Annotated in this window: 12 protein-coding genes and 1 pseudogene; 8 read left to right on the top strand and 5 right to left on the bottom strand. The window is 60.9% G+C overall.

The features are described 5' to 3' along the window. The first annotated feature begins 24 nt into the window (after positions 1-24). The 5 genes from AC07N8_RS14350 to feaR all read left to right on the top strand — a co-directional run bounded on the left by AC07N8_RS14350 (position 25) and on the right by feaR (position 4810). Positions 25-1308 (top strand): aromatic ring-hydroxylating oxygenase subunit alpha, encoded by a 1284-nt coding sequence (locus AC07N8_RS14350; RefSeq protein ID WP_493144180.1) that lies wholly within the window; start codon positions 25-27, stop codon positions 1306-1308. Continuing rightward, positions 1305-1805 (top strand): aromatic-ring-hydroxylating dioxygenase subunit beta, encoded by a 501-nt coding sequence (locus AC07N8_RS14345; RefSeq protein ID WP_493144179.1) that lies wholly within the window; start codon positions 1305-1307, stop codon positions 1803-1805. The genes AC07N8_RS14350 and AC07N8_RS14345 overlap by 4 nt, the downstream gene beginning before the upstream one ends. 11 nt (positions 1806-1816) lie before the next feature. Continuing rightward, positions 1817-2557: an SDR family NAD(P)-dependent oxidoreductase gene (locus AC07N8_RS14340; RefSeq protein ID WP_493144177.1), complete on the top strand. Its 741-nt coding sequence runs from the start codon at positions 1817-1819 to the stop codon at positions 2555-2557. A gap of 235 nt (positions 2558-2792) precedes the next feature. Continuing rightward, positions 2793-3740: a PDR/VanB family oxidoreductase gene (locus tag AC07N8_RS14335; protein ID WP_493144176.1), complete on the top strand. Its 948-nt coding sequence runs from the start codon at positions 2793-2795 to the stop codon at positions 3738-3740. 152 nt (positions 3741-3892) lie between these two features. Continuing rightward, positions 3893-4810, top strand: coding sequence for a transcriptional regulator FeaR (gene feaR, locus AC07N8_RS14330; RefSeq protein ID WP_483842622.1), 918 nt, complete (start codon positions 3893-3895; stop codon positions 4808-4810). Between the two features lie 116 nt (positions 4811-4926). Here the strand turns inward: feaR and AC07N8_RS14325 are convergent, their stop codons facing one another. Continuing rightward, positions 4927-5556, bottom strand: a complete 630-nt coding sequence (locus tag AC07N8_RS14325; protein ID WP_007945336.1) for a response regulator transcription factor — start codon at positions 5554-5556, stop codon at positions 4927-4929. A 258-nt stretch (positions 5557-5814) separates the two neighbouring features. Here AC07N8_RS14325 and hpaC point away from each other — a divergent pair, with 258 nt between their 5' ends. Continuing rightward, on the top strand, positions 5815-6327 hold the full coding sequence (hpaC, locus tag AC07N8_RS14320; RefSeq protein ID WP_493144174.1) for a 4-hydroxyphenylacetate 3-monooxygenase, reductase component: 513 nt from the start codon (positions 5815-5817) through the stop codon (positions 6325-6327). 112 nt (positions 6328-6439) lie between these two features. Here the strand turns inward: hpaC and AC07N8_RS14315 are convergent, their stop codons facing one another. Genes AC07N8_RS14315 through AC07N8_RS14305 form a run of 3 tightly spaced genes read right to left on the bottom strand, consistent with a single transcriptional unit; the run spans position 6440 to position 10070 of the window. After that, complete coding sequence (locus tag AC07N8_RS14315) at positions 6440-7462, bottom strand: phosphotransferase enzyme family protein (RefSeq protein ID WP_493144172.1); 1023 nt, start codon at positions 7460-7462, stop codon at positions 6440-6442. Positions 7463-7471: 9 nt separating this feature from the next. Further along, positions 7472-8752, bottom strand: coding sequence for an aspartate aminotransferase family protein (locus tag AC07N8_RS14310; protein WP_493144170.1), 1281 nt, complete (start codon positions 8750-8752; stop codon positions 7472-7474). Further along, positions 8745-10070: an amino acid permease gene (locus AC07N8_RS14305; RefSeq protein WP_483842626.1), complete on the bottom strand. Its 1326-nt coding sequence runs from the start codon at positions 10068-10070 to the stop codon at positions 8745-8747. The genes AC07N8_RS14310 and AC07N8_RS14305 overlap by 8 nt, the downstream gene beginning before the upstream one ends. A gap of 614 nt (positions 10071-10684) precedes the next feature. On the opposite strand from AC07N8_RS14305, the gene AC07N8_RS14300 reads away from it, so the two are divergent. Continuing rightward, complete coding sequence (locus AC07N8_RS14300) at positions 10685-11047, top strand: DUF6124 family protein (RefSeq protein ID WP_483842627.1); 363 nt, start codon at positions 10685-10687, stop codon at positions 11045-11047. 287 nt (positions 11048-11334) lie between these two features. After that, the gene (srmL, locus tag AC07N8_RS14295) at positions 11335-12486 is read left to right on the top strand and encodes a PheS-related mystery ligase SrmL (RefSeq protein ID WP_483842628.1); all 1152 of its coding nucleotides are present in this window, start codon (positions 11335-11337) and stop codon (positions 12484-12486) included. Between the two features lie 160 nt (positions 12487-12646). Here srmL and AC07N8_RS14290 read toward each other — a convergent pair. Further along, positions 12647-13243, bottom strand: a pseudogene (locus AC07N8_RS14290) (methyl-accepting chemotaxis protein); the annotation flags it as partial. Positions 13244-13498 lie beyond the last annotated feature (255 nt).

The raw sequence follows: 13498 nt of genomic DNA, 5'->3' as shown, positions 1-13498 counted from the left end.
CATAAAAGCCATGAGGAGAACCGCATGAGCACTCATGAATACCGGCTGATCGCATCATCGAAAAGCCCCGGCGAACTGGTCAGCCACGACCGCGTCGACGTCTCGCTGTACAACGATCCGGTGCTGTTCGAAGCCGAGCTGGAAAAGATTTTCTACCGCACCTGGGTGTGGGTGGCGCACGAAAGCGAAGTGCGCAACAGCGGCGACTTCAAGACCGCGACCATCGGCCGTCGCCCGGTGATCGTGGTTCGCGACAAGAAGAACACCATCAACGTCCTGGAAAACCGCTGCCGTCACCGTGGCGCCACCGTGTGCGAAAAACACAAAGGCAACGCCACCGGTTTCACCTGCCCATACCACAGCTGGTCGTATGGCCTGGACGGCAAACTGCGCGCGCTGCCGTACCCGGACGGCTACGAAGGCATCCTGGAAAAGTCGGAATTGCCGCTGACCAGCCTGCGCGTCGAAAGCTACGCCGGCATGGTCTTCGCCAGCTACAACGACGAGATCGAACCGCTGGAAGACTTCCTCGGCGGCGCCAAACACTGGATGGACCTGTTCATGAAGCAGGGCGCCGGCTACCCGATCAAGACCCAGGGCGAACACAAGTTCAGCTTCAAGGGCAACTGGAAAATCCAGCTGGAAAACACCACCGACGGTTATCACTTCCCGATCGTGCACAAGTCGTTCATGTCGTCGGTGGATGAAGAAACCTCGGAAATGCTCTCGTTCATGACCGACGAACAAGCGGTCACCCATTCGCTGGGTAACGGCCACAGCGTGATGGTGATGGTGCCGGAGCACGTCGATCTGGATCACGACGACGGCACCGAACAGTTGCAGGAGCGCTTCGTCCACGTCACTGAAGAACTGTCGAAAACAATGCCGGCGGATCAGGTGCGCCGCATCGTGCGTTCGCTGCACGGCGCCGGGTTCAACCTGAACCTGTTCCCGAACGTCGCGATGTCGATGTCGTTCTTCCGCGTGCTGCGCCCGGTCTCGGTCACCGAAACCGAGATCCGCCACGTCGCCCTCGGCATGGACGGCGGCCCGGAAATCGCCAACCGCGAACGCATGCGCATTCACGAACACTTCCAGGGCCCGTTCGGTTTCGGCAGCCCCGACGATGCCGAAGCCTGGGACCGCGTGCAGCGCGGTTCGTACGCCGGCGTCGACGCGCCCATCCTGGTCAACCGCGGCTTGAACCGCGAAATCACCGCCGAGAACGGCGACAAGGTCAGCCACGCCACCGACGAGGGCGGCATGCGCGGTGCCTACGACATGTGGAAAAGGATGATGAGCCAATGAGCAATCACGACACCCTGAACGGTTTTTCCGGCCCGTTGGCCCAGGCCATCGAATTCATCTGGCGCGAAGCCGAGCTGCTCGACCACAAGAACTACGCCGAATGGGCGACCTTGTGGAGCGACAGCGGCAAGTACATCGTGCCCATCGACCCGGACACCGAAGACTTTGAAGCCACACTCAACTACGCCTACGACGATGCGCGCATGCGTGACTTGCGCATCGAACGCCTGACCGCCGGCTACTCGCCGTCGGCGGTGGACGCGGCGAAAACCATTCGCACGATTTCGCGTTTTCGTTTGGTGGAAGCGGCCGGTGACCTCGTTGAAGTCAACTCCGCGCAGTTGCTGTACGCCTACAAACGCGGGGTACACACGCCGTTCGTGGCCGACCTCAATCACCGCATTCGCTTCGTCGATGGCGTGGCGAAACTGGAACGCAAGGTCGTGCGCCTGATCAACTCCACCGACAGCCTCAGCGCGCTCGGTTTCCTGCTGTGAGGGCCAACACCATGAACCGAGTAGCCCTGGTGACCGGCGCTTCGCGCGGTCTTGGCGAATGCATCGCCCGTCGCTTGCACGCGGCGGGTTATCGCGTGGCGCTGGCCGATGTGCGCCTCGATGGCGTGCAACGGCTGGCAGCGGAGCTTGACGGCAGCGGTGCAACGGCCGTGGCCATCGAGCTGGATGTGCGCAACAAGGCCGATTTTGTCCGGGCCCGTGACCTGCTCGCCGAGCGTTGGGGCGGTACTGACATTCTGGTGAACAACGCCGGTCAATCGAAAGTCGCGGCGCTGATGGAGATCACGCCCGAGGAGTTCGACGAGTCGATGGCGATCAACCTGCGCGGCACGTTTGTCGCCTGTCAGGTGTTCGGCGCGCACTTTGCCGAGCGTGGTTTTGGTCGCATCGTCAACATCGCCTCGCTCGCCGGGCAGAACGGCGGCACCGCCACGGGCGCGCATTACGCGGCGGCCAAGGGCGGGGTGGCGACGCTGACCAAGGTCTTCGCCCGTGAACTGGCGCCGCAGGGCGTGACGGTCAACAGCATTTCGCCGGGGCCGCTGGACCTGCCGATCGTGCGCGAAACCGTGGCGCCGGAGCGGCTGGAGCAGATTCTGAAGATGATTCCGGCGGGCACCCTCGGCGCCCCCGAGTACATCGCCGACAGCGTCCTGCTATTGATTGCCGACCACGCCGCCTCCGTGACCGGCGCGTGCTGGGACATCAATGGCGGGTTGTTCATGCGCTGACACGCAATCAACTGTGGCGAGGGAGCTTGTCTGTGTTCATGGGGCTTGCCATTGCTGAAGAGGATTACCTGTGGCGAGGGGGCTTGCCCCCGTTGGGTCGCGAAGCGGCCCCAAGATCTCGGCGAAAGCACAGATTTTACGACTGCTACGCAGCCGAACGGGGGCAAGCCCCCTCGCCACAAAAGCTTTGCCGGACCCAAGAATTAATCGAATCAACCGTATTTCAGGTGATGCAATGATGAAGGTGAGGATCGAAAGGATCGTCGACGAAGCGCTGGATATCCGTTCCTTTCGCCTCGTGCGCAGTGACGGTCAGCCGCTCGACAGTTATGAACCGGGGGCGCATGTCGACCTGACCGGGCCGACCGGGGTGACCCGCCAGTATTCGCTGTGCAGTCCGCCGCAGGATCGCCGCGCCTATCTGGTGGCGGTGAAAAAAGAAGCGCAGTCGCGCGGTGGTTCCGCCGCCCTGCACGAGGTGGAGGAGGGCATGGAGCTGGAAATGGGTGCGCCACGCAACCTGTTCCGCCTCGACCCGACCGCCACCGAGCACGTACTGTTTGCCGCCGGCATCGGTGTCACGCCGCTGCTGAGCATGGCTTATCGACTGGCAGACAGTGGTCAGCCCTATCGCCTGCACTATTTCGCCCGTTCGCCGGAGTACGCCGCGTTTTCTGCGCTGTTGGCCAGCACATTCGCCGATCATGTGCAGTTTCATTTCGGCGTCGAACCGGCCGACATGGACGCGGCATTGACCCAAAGCCTGGCTCAGGCCGGCAGCGCCGCCCACGTCTACACCTGCGGCCCGGCGCCGTTCATGAACAAAGTGGTGGAAGTCGCCGCCCGCAGCCGCAGCGAAGACGCGATTCACCTGGAGCATTTCCAGGCCGATCCCGCCGCCAATGCCGGCCCGAGTGGCGGTTTTGAAGTGGAACTGGCCAGCTCCGGCGCGGTGCTGCAAATCCCGGCCAATACCAGCCTGGTCGACGTGCTTCAGGCCCACGGCTGCGACATCGACACCGAGTGCCGCGAAGGCATCTGCGGTACGTGCATCGTCGAGGTGCTGGACGGGGTTCCGGAACACCGCGACAACTGTTTGTCGAGTAAGGAGAAGGCGGGCAACAAGCAAATTTGCGCCTGCGTTTCGCGAGCGCTTTCCGCTCGTCTGGTATTGGACCTGTAAGGGGCGAAACCCCTGGAAACATTGCGTGGGAGTCGATTAAATCGGCGCCCCACGACCGTCCAGGGAGGAGACGGTCAGTACCCGGAATTAATCGAACCGCTCGACGAAGCGGTCGAAAAATAACAATAAAACTGACGTGAGGCCCTGCGGTCATGAGTACTACTTCGGCGGTGCGCAACGATGCATTCGAAAGTTGGTTAAGCCAGGTCAATCAGGCCTGTGGGCGCTTCGACGCCCGCGCACTGGACGCGAATTTCTACGGTGAACTGGCGGAGTACCGCAGTGGCGCGATCAACCTCAGTGTGGTCGACATGGCCCATGTGCATTTGTATCGCACCAGCAAAGACGTGAGTACCAGCAGCGACGGCCACTACTACGCGGTGTTCCAGCTGCGTGGCAGTTCGCAACTCGAACAGGGCGACAACCGCGCGTTATTGGGCTGTGGCGACATCGCGCTGATCGACGCTTGCCGTCCCAGTGACATGACCTATAACGAGGATTCCCGGCAGTTGTCGCTGATCCTGCCGCGCCAGGTGGTGCAGCGTGGTTCGCACTTCAACGCGGTCAACTGCGCCACGCGCATTGCGGCCAACACGCCACTGGCAGCGTTGGCCAACCGCATGGTCCTGGAAACCCGCCAGCAACAAAGCCTCGACATGCAGGAAAGCGAAGCGGTGCTCGATGCGCTGGTCAGCCTGCTGTTGCCGGGGATCAGCGCTCGTGACGTCGGCGCCGACGCTCATGAGCGGCAGTTTCGCAAAACCATCGCCTACATCGACGAGCACATCAGCAGCGAAGAGTTGTGCCCGGAGCTGATTGCCCGAGAGGTGGGGATTTCGGTGCGTGGTTTGTACCGGATGTTTTCCAAGCGCGGGCTGGTGGTGGCGCAATACATCAAGCATCGGCGCCTGGATTTCTGCGCGGAAAACCTGCGCCGCTCTGACGTTGAGCAGAAGCTATCGGCGTTGTGCTATGCGTGGGGGTTTTCGGATTCCAGCTACTTTTCCTCGGCGTTCAAATCCCGCTTCGGTGTGTCGCCGGGCGAGTACCGCAAGCGCTATAGCCACTGACCGCGTTATCGTTCTTCGCGAGCAGGCTCGCTCCTGCATTGGTCCTGCGTACACAGTTCCAGTGTAGGAGCGAGCCTGCTCGCGAAGGCGGCCTGATGACCGCCGAAGATTAAGGTTCAGTGCCGCGCCGGCTCATCCACCGGCAAATGCAGCACCTCGCGCACCAGCATGGCAATGCTGCTCACGCCCATCTTTTCCTTGATCTTGGTCCGGTGCACATCAACGGTCTTCACGCTGATGTTCAGCTCCCGGGCAATCACCTTGCTGGCCTTGCCATCGATCACCAGCATCAACACTTCCCGTTCCCGGCTGGTCAGCAGCGCGAGCTTGCCTTGCAGGTTCTGGCGCTGCTGCTGATCGGCCTGGGCATGCACGGCGGTCTTCAGCGCGGCCTGAATGCGGTCGATCATCTGTTGCGGGTTGTACGGCTTCTCGACGAAATCCAGCGCACCGTTTTTCATCGCCGTGACCGACATCGGAATGTCGCCATGCGCCGACACGAAAATCGTCGGCAACGTGCTGCCACGCTGGTTGAGGATCTCCTGCAACTGAAAGCCGCTGGTTTCCGGCATGCGCACGTCCAGCACCAGGCACGCCGGCTGTTTGGGGTCGTACTGGCTCAAAAACTCTTCAGCGCCGGCAAAGCATTGCGCCTGCACACTGACTGACTCCAGCAACCAGGCGAGCGAGGTTCGCAGGTCTTTGTCGTCATCGACGATGTAAACAATCGGTTTGCGGGTTTCCATCAGGGACTGCCACGAGAAATTCTATTTATTGTTATCGCACGCGTGCACGCTGCGGCGGACTTGCGCCTATGTTGGCGCCTCAAAGCAGGATACCCACTGCGAAGGGCGCTGACGATAAAGAAACCACCTAGTCGACTAGCGGAAAGCCCACCTCGCCATGGGGATCGTCAGAATGGTTGCGGGCCGCCTGGGGTCTTAGTCTTGTTCCATCACCAAGGACCGCGCAACGACGGTCCTCCTGAAGGAAGGGGCATCGACATGGCCGACCTGAGCCAGCAGCAAATCGACTTTCGCAACGCCATGGCGCAGCTGCCTGCTGCGGTGAACATCATCACCACCAACGGCCCCGGCGGACAATGCGGCATCACCGCCAGCGCGGTGTGCTCGGTCACTGATTCGCCACCGACCGTGCTGGTCTGCGTCAACCGCAACAGCGCCACCCACGACGTGTTCCGCACCAACGGCCACTTGTGCGTCAACGTGCTGTGCGGCGAACAGGAAGAACTGGCCCGCCACTTCGCCGGCATGACCCAAGTGTCGATGGCCGAACGTTTTGCCTGGGACCTGTGGGACGAAGGCGACACGGGCGTGCCGTTGCTGCGCGATGCGCTGGTGCAACTGGAAGGGCGAATCACTGAGTGCAAGGAAGTCGGGTCGCATTCGGTGATGTTTGTTGAGTTGTCGAATGTTGGTGTGCGAGCGCAGAGGGACAGCCTGGTGTATTTCAACCGGTTATTTCATCGGCTGGAGCATGCGGGGGCGGTTTGCTGATACACCGCGTTATCGTTCTTCGCGAGCAAGCCCGCTCCCACACTTGACCGAGTTGTCCGGACGGACGCGGACCAATGTGGGAGCGAGCCTGCTCGCGAAAGCGGTCTGCCAGTCACCGCACCTGTTGCAGATATTCCCTGGCCAACAAGCACGCCCGCTCAATCAACATCGGCGCCATCTCAATCGCCGTCGGCGTGCCTTTGCGGGTGTGAATCCAGCCCAGGTACGTGGTGCCGCGCAGCATCAGAAACAACGCCAACGTCGCACGGTCTGCCTCGGTCAGCGGCTTGACCGCGTCATACCCGGCCAGCAACGCCGCTCTGATCTGCTCATAGCGCGGATCATCCAGGCAGAAATACAACGCCGTCGCCAGCTCGAACATGTGCCAGCCAAACCCCGCATCATCAAAGTCGATCAACCTCAACTGCGGGCCTTCAATCAGCAGATTCTCCGGCACCAGGTCCGCGTGAATCATGCCGAAGTTGTCCAGGTGCCGCCCGTAACGACGCAGGTCGTTGCGCGCTTGGCGACGAGCGTGTTGCAACAGTGAACGCTGATCATCGCTGAGCTGTTCCAGCTCCCAGAAGCGCCCCCAAAACGGATTGGCACCGATCAATCCGTCCTCATCCCAGGCATGCCGCACAAACTCGTCCGGCTGCTGCCAACTCGCCGCATGCGAGTGAATGCGCGCGGCAATCGCGCCCGCTTCGGCAAACAGAAAATCGATTTCAGTATCCGCCTGCACCCCGGCTTCAGAGGTGCCCGCCGTCGCGCCCGGCAGCCAGGCGAGCATGTCGATGTGGCGCGGTTCGCCGATGTCGGCATGCAGCACTTCGACCAGATGTTGCTCATTACGCGCGCGGATAATCTGCGGCACGGTGATGCCAGCGGTGGCAAGGGCTTCCATCCATTGCAGCTCGGAACGCAGCGCCGCTTCGCAGTGATAGCCGTTGCGGTGGATGCGCAGGGCGACGCGCTGGCCGTCCTCGCGCCGGGCCGAGAACACCGCGTTTTCGCGGAATTTCACCAGTTCGATCTCGCCAAACTTGCCGTCCCACTGTTGCAGGGCATGGCGGGCGAGGTCGTGCAGTTTGGCGACTTGCTGGTCGTGGCTCAGGCTGTGGAATTCAGTCATGACAGGGCCTCAAAGAGCGCTCAGGGCGCGGTCCAGCGTGTCAACGAAGAGGTCGGCGTGGTCGCGGTTGAACACCAGCGGCGGCCGCAGTTTGAGAATGTTGTCGCCGGCGCCGATCTTGCTGATCAGCACGCCGTTTTCGCGCATGTCGTTCACCACTTTTCGCGCTTCCGCGCCGGCAGGCTCCTTGCTGGCGTGGTCGCGCACCAGTTCCATGGCGAAGAACAACCCTTTGCCGCGCACATCACCGATGATCGAATGCTTGCCAGCCAACCCTTGCAGGCGCTGCTGCACATAGGCGCCGACGGATTGCGCGTTGCGCAGCAGCTGTTGCTCTTCAATCACATCCAGCACCGCCATACCAACCGCCGCCGCCACCGGCGAACCGCCGAAGGTGTTGAAGTACATGGCGCTGCGCCCGAACGATTCGACCAAGGCCTTGCTGGTGATCAGCCCGGCCAGTGGGTAGCCGTTGCCCATTGGTTTACCGAGAGTGACGATGTCCGGCACCACGTTGTGGGCCTGATGACCCCACAGGTGATCGCCGGTGCGGCCGAAGCCGGATTGCACTTCATCGGCGATGAACAAACCGCCCGCCGCGCGAATCAACTCAGCGGCTTTGTTGACGAAACTCGCCGGCACGCGCGGCAAGCCTTCGTTGGCGAACAGCGTGTCGATCAGCAGTGCGGCAGGGCGAATGCCTTGCGCCTGCATCGAGGCGATGGCGGCTTTGATATTGGCGGCATATTCCTCCGCCAATTGCGCTTCAGTGGTGCCGGCGGGCGCGTGGTACAGGCACGGAATCGGCACGGCGCGGGCATGGGCGGCGAACGGCTCGGGTGAGGGCAACGCGGTGGTCACTTCGGCCAACGAGGCCGAGTTACCGTGGTAGTTGTAATCGCTGACGATGATGCCGGTGCCGCCGCTGGCAAACCGCGCCAGGCGCAGCGCCAGTTCGTTGGCTTCGCTGCCGGTGCAGGTGAACATCGCGGTGTCGAGCGGCTCGGCGAAGGTCGCGGTCAAGCGTTCGGCGTACCGCACCACTTGCTCGTCGAGGTAACGGGTGTGGATGTTCAGCGTCATCGCCTGGCGGTGCATCGCTTCCACCACGTGCGGGTTGCAGTGGCCGACGCAGGGCACGTTGTTGTAGACGTCGAGGTAGCGCTGGCCGTCGACGTCGTACAGCCAGACGCCTTCACCGCGCACCAGGTGCAACGGCTTGTCGTAGAACAACGGTGAAGCGCTGCCAAGGACGCGATGGCGGCGTTGCAGGAGCGTGTCTTCAGGCATGGTCTGGAACCTCGAGATCGGCGCTGCGGGCGGGCATCCGGGCGCGCAGCAGGAAGTTGAAAATGCACAGGACGAAGGTCACCGCCAGGGCGATCAGCATCATCATGTCGAGTTGGAAACAGGCAGCGATCACCACCAGCGTCAGGGCCAGGCCCAGCCACGCCACCACGGTGCCGCCGGCCAGACGGAACGGGCGCGGCAGGTCAGGCTGGCTGCTTTTGATGCGCAGGTACGCGCCGAAAATGAACAGGTAGCAGACGTTGAGCAGCAGCACGACCGCGAGCATCACTGTGGCCGGGTCGACGGCGGACATCGGCAGGCCGATCGCACCGATCAGCAGCAAGGCCGGGAACGGCGTGCCGCGCTTGCCGGTCTTGCCCAGCCACTGCGGGAACAAACCGTCGCGGGCCATGGCAAACAACTGGCGCGAGGCGGCGTAGATCAGCGAGAAGAACGTGGCGATCAACCCGAACACCGCGCCGCAACCCACTACCTTGGCCAGCCACGAAGCGTCGCCGTAGACGTTGGTGCTGGTCATCGCGGCGTACAGCGGATCGCCCGCAGAACCGACCAGTTCGACGCCACCGGCGCCCGGTGCGCAGACCAACACCACCAACGCGGTCACCAGCAAGGTGCCGATGGCGGCGAGGATGCCCCGTGGCATGGTGCGGCCAGGGTTATGCGCTTCTTCCGCCGCCGAGCCCGTCTGCTCGACGGTGATGAACAGCCAGATCGCGAAGGGCACACACGCGAAGATCCCGCCGAGGCTGACGGCTGGGCCGGTCAGGGCCGCCGGCATCGTCAACAGGTTCGCCATTTCGACGTGCGGCGCCATGGCCACGCCAAAGGTCAGCAGCGCGACGACGGCGATAACGCCCGCGATCATGGTCAGGCCCATGGCCTCACCGACGCCACGCAGGTGGATGCCTATGATCACCGCGAACAAGGCGATTTTCACCGGCCAGCCACCGAGGCCGAAAATCGATTCGGTGTAGGCGCAAATGAAGGTGGCCGCCGCACCGGTGCCGATGGTCAGCGCTATCGCGCAGGCGACGCCGACCAGGTAACCCACGAACGGCCCGAAGGCGCTTTGTGCATAGACGAATACACCGCCGGCGCTGGGCAATGCGGTCGACAGTTCGGCGACGCACAACGCCAACCCGCCGCAGAGCAACGCCATCAACACCGTGGCGATCAGCATGTTCATCCAGCCGCCGGCCATCAGGCCGAAATTCCAGCCGGAGAACTGCCCGGCCACCACTAACGCAATTCCGAGGCCGGCAATCTTTGGCCAGCCCAACGCACTTTTCTTAAGCACAGAAGTCTCCCGCGACCCTGGGGTCGATTTGTTGTTTTTGGGGGGTAGAAAAGGGGATCGGTTTTGATACTACGCGGGGGTGGGGGTGGGGCTTGTTTGTGCGTATGCCATCTGGTTGTTTGTGGATGCCAGAATTGGTTGGGGGGGCGCTCAGGGGGACCGCGTTATCGTTCTTCGCGAGCAGGCTCGCTCCCACATTGGACCGCGTAGGGCCGGACAACGCGGTCAACTGTGGGAGCGAGCCTGCTCGCGAAAGCGGTGCCCGTTCGGAGTGCTGTTTAAAGGTGTTTAAGGATACTTCCGGAAAGCTACAACGCCTTGCGCCATTGCCTACGACTACGCCAGAATCCGCCGGCTTGTGCGCTTTGGACGCCCTCGGTAACTTGATTCCCGTCACTGATTCTCAGTGATCGGGTTTAGTAGCCCGAGGATTTGAAGGCTGCACAAGTGTCTGTCAGACAGGTATTTCCATGCCTGTATTTGATGGTGGCTGTGCGCAGGGCGTCCTCGGACGCGCCGGCTTTGCCTTCGTTCCCGGTCTACTAACCTGTGTACAGCCGCCACCCCTCGTATTAGTAGCGAGGCGTGGCTGCCCGATAAGGACGAAGGTAAATATGTTCAAGGTAACGCCAAATCCGCCAGACACAGATCCGGCATCCCCCTACGAATCAGTCGATTCAAAGAAATTCCACGAAGCCGCCGAACGCGCCCTCGATCACTACCTCAACCCCGGCGCCATCAAATCCCCGGCCACCCGCAAACCCAGCACGATGTTCATGCTCGCACCGAATCTGCGGGACGAAGACCTGTTGGCCCACACCTGTGAGACCTTGGCCCAGGCCAGTGTCATGACCAGCGATTTCGCGGGGTACCTGGAAGGGCCGCATCGGCACACGGCCATGGCGATCCAGCAGATCATCATGCTGGCGGAACTGGCGGCGAACCGGATGATGGATAACGTTGAGGTGCCGAAGTAATACGCTGAGACCGCGTCATCGTTCATCGCGGGCAAGCCCGGCTCCCACAGGTTTTGAGGTGATCACAAAATGATTGAACACTATAAAACCTGTGGGAGCGTGGCTTGCCCGCGATGGCATCACCTCCGTCAAAAGTGAATCAAGACCGACACATCAACGCATTCCAATACTGCACGCCCCTATGTAAGACCGTCCTGTCAGCACCTTCTGATTTTCCTCACTCTGCGACTTAACACCCCAACGGCTGTGTACTTTGTCCGCAAGGACCCATTGTCGAGAGAAAGAGTATGGATAAGTCTTCAAGGAAAACCGTTACGGACAGTGCACTCAAACAAGCCCTGCTAATGGTTGATCTAACCGAATCAAGCACTCCCGATCACGCCGTCCGGCTGCTGCTGAATGAAGTCCTCCAAGGACTCGCTGAAAAAGGCTGGCCCCAAGCTCAACAGCAGACAGGGCCGAGGATTGTGTCTGCTGAGGAAAATTACGGTTTGCTCGGTTATGACCCGGCAGAAGTCACGCTCGGGAGTGAACATACACGTTGGGTCGATGAGTGCTCGCTATTACGCACGCAAACCACCAGTCAGATTCCAGCAGCGCTTCAGCGAGCCGCTCAAATGCGGCAACCGGGGCAGATGATCTTGCTCGCTGCGCCGGGAATTACCTTCCGTCGCGATAGTCGGGATCGTTGGCATTGTGCTGAACCACATCAAATGGATATCTGGGTGCTGGGTGATCCGGAACTGTCCACGCATGAGCATCTATTGCGTCTGGTTGGCGATATTCTCAATTCCGCCGTTCCTGAAAAAAACTGGGTCTACAGCGACAGTCCTCATCACTACACAGAGGGCGGAATTGAAGTGAATGTATTGAATGACGGTGCACAAGTCGAAGTGCTGGAATGCGGTCGTATTGCGAGGTCTTTGCTGGAACGCTTGAAGATCGACCCGCTGCGTCATGGGGGGCTGGCACTTGGAATGGGACTGGATCGACTGACCATGTTACGCAAAGGCATCCCGGATATTCGCTTGTTACGCGATCAGAACACGCGAGTGCAGGCGCAGATGCATGATCTGAATGCATGGACTGCGGTATCTCGTTTGCCGTCGATTGCTCGTGACATTTCGTTGGCGGTAACGCCGGGGCTAAGCGAAGAAGTGTTGACCGAAAGGATGTTGCTGGCTGCGGGTGATAGTTCTGACTGGATCGAAGAGATGCAGATCAAGGGGCGTTGGGATTTCTTGGATTTACCCTCGCAGGCCATTGAGCGACTTGGGATGCTGCCGGGCCAGGAAAACGTGCTTTTGCGTGTGGTGTTGCGTGATTGCTCGCGATCAATCACTACCGCTGAGGCGAATGCGTTGTATGCGGACATTCAGGCGGCGATGCATGAAGGGGCGCCGGGGGCGGGTTATAGAATGGATCTTCCTAATGTTTGACATTGAGCGGCCCCAGTAACCACTCAAACTCCGCGTCATCGTTCATCGCGGGCAAGCCACGCTCCTACAGGTTTTGTCATGTTCAAACATTTTGTGATCACCTCAAAACCTGTGGGAGCCGGGCTTGCCCGCGATGGCGGTGGGTCAGGCGACACCCATCTTAGATCCGGAAACTACCCACAAGCTGATTCAACCGATCCGCCTGCCTTTCCAGCTCAGTACACGCCCGCAACGTCGATTGCAGATTCTCCACCCCTTGCTGATTCAGGGTATTGATCTCGGTAATGTCGACATTCAACGCCTCAACCACCGACGTCTGTTCTTCCGTCGCCGCTGCCACCGATTGGTTCACATTGTCGATCTCGCCAATGCGCTGTGTCACGCTGCTCAAGCGTTTACCGGCCAGGTTGGCGATGCTCACGCTTTCCTCGCTGTGCTGTTGGCTTTCGGTCATGGTCGTCACCGATTCGCGCGCGCCGATTTGCAGCTCTTCAATCATTTGCTGAATCTCCGCCGCCGACGTCTGCGTACGCCCGGCGAGGCTGCGCACTTCATCGGCGACCACTGCAAAACCTCGTCCCGCTTCACCGGCGCGGGCGGCTTCGATAGCGGCATTGAGCGCCAATAAATTGGTCTGCTGCGAGATGCCCTTGATCACTTCGAGAATGTGCCCGATGTTCACGGTTTTGCCGTTGAGCACTTCGATGTTGGCGCACGAGGTGCTGATTTTGCCGGACAGTTCGTTCATCACCTGGATCGTGCGCTCCACCACTTGGCGACCGTCCTCGGCTTGTTGCCGCGCAGCCGAAGCCTGTTGCGAAGCATCGGACGCGTTATGTGCGATCTCCTGCGCGGCGGCACCCAGTTGATTGATCGCAGCGGCGACGCTGTTGGTGCGGGTCGATTGTTCGTCGAAGTTGCTCAGCGATGAGTTGGAGGCGAGCAGCACACGCTTGGCCCCTTCGTTGACACCGAGCGCTGCCGAAGACACTTCGCGGATCGAATGATGAAT

Source organism: Pseudomonas sp. GW821-FHT10C09 (assembly GCF_059415465.1).
This window is presented reverse-complemented; position numbering and strand designations above follow the sequence as displayed.

Coding starts and splice junctions, on each gene's coding strand:
- AC07N8_RS14350 (WP_493144180.1), top strand. CDS start 25: ATGAGCACTCATGAATACCGGCTGATCGCATCATCGAAAAGCCCCGGC.
- AC07N8_RS14345 (WP_493144179.1), top strand. CDS start 1,305: ATGAGCAATCACGACACCCTGAACGGTTTTTCCGGCCCGTTGGCCCAG.
- AC07N8_RS14340 (WP_493144177.1), top strand. CDS start 1,817: ATGAACCGAGTAGCCCTGGTGACCGGCGCTTCGCGCGGTCTTGGCGAA.
- AC07N8_RS14335 (WP_493144176.1), top strand. CDS start 2,793: ATGATGAAGGTGAGGATCGAAAGGATCGTCGACGAAGCGCTGGATATC.
- feaR (WP_483842622.1), top strand. CDS start 3,893: ATGAGTACTACTTCGGCGGTGCGCAACGATGCATTCGAAAGTTGGTTA.
- AC07N8_RS14325 (WP_007945336.1), bottom strand. CDS start 5,556: ATGGAAACCCGCAAACCGATTGTTTACATCGTCGATGACGACAAAGAC.
- hpaC (WP_493144174.1), top strand. CDS start 5,815: ATGGCCGACCTGAGCCAGCAGCAAATCGACTTTCGCAACGCCATGGCG.
- AC07N8_RS14315 (WP_493144172.1), bottom strand. CDS start 7,462: ATGACTGAATTCCACAGCCTGAGCCACGACCAGCAAGTCGCCAAACTG.
- AC07N8_RS14310 (WP_493144170.1), bottom strand. CDS start 8,752: ATGCCTGAAGACACGCTCCTGCAACGCCGCCATCGCGTCCTTGGCAGC.
- AC07N8_RS14300 (WP_483842627.1), top strand. CDS start 10,685: ATGTTCAAGGTAACGCCAAATCCGCCAGACACAGATCCGGCATCCCCC.
- srmL (WP_483842628.1), top strand. CDS start 11,335: ATGGATAAGTCTTCAAGGAAAACCGTTACGGACAGTGCACTCAAACAA.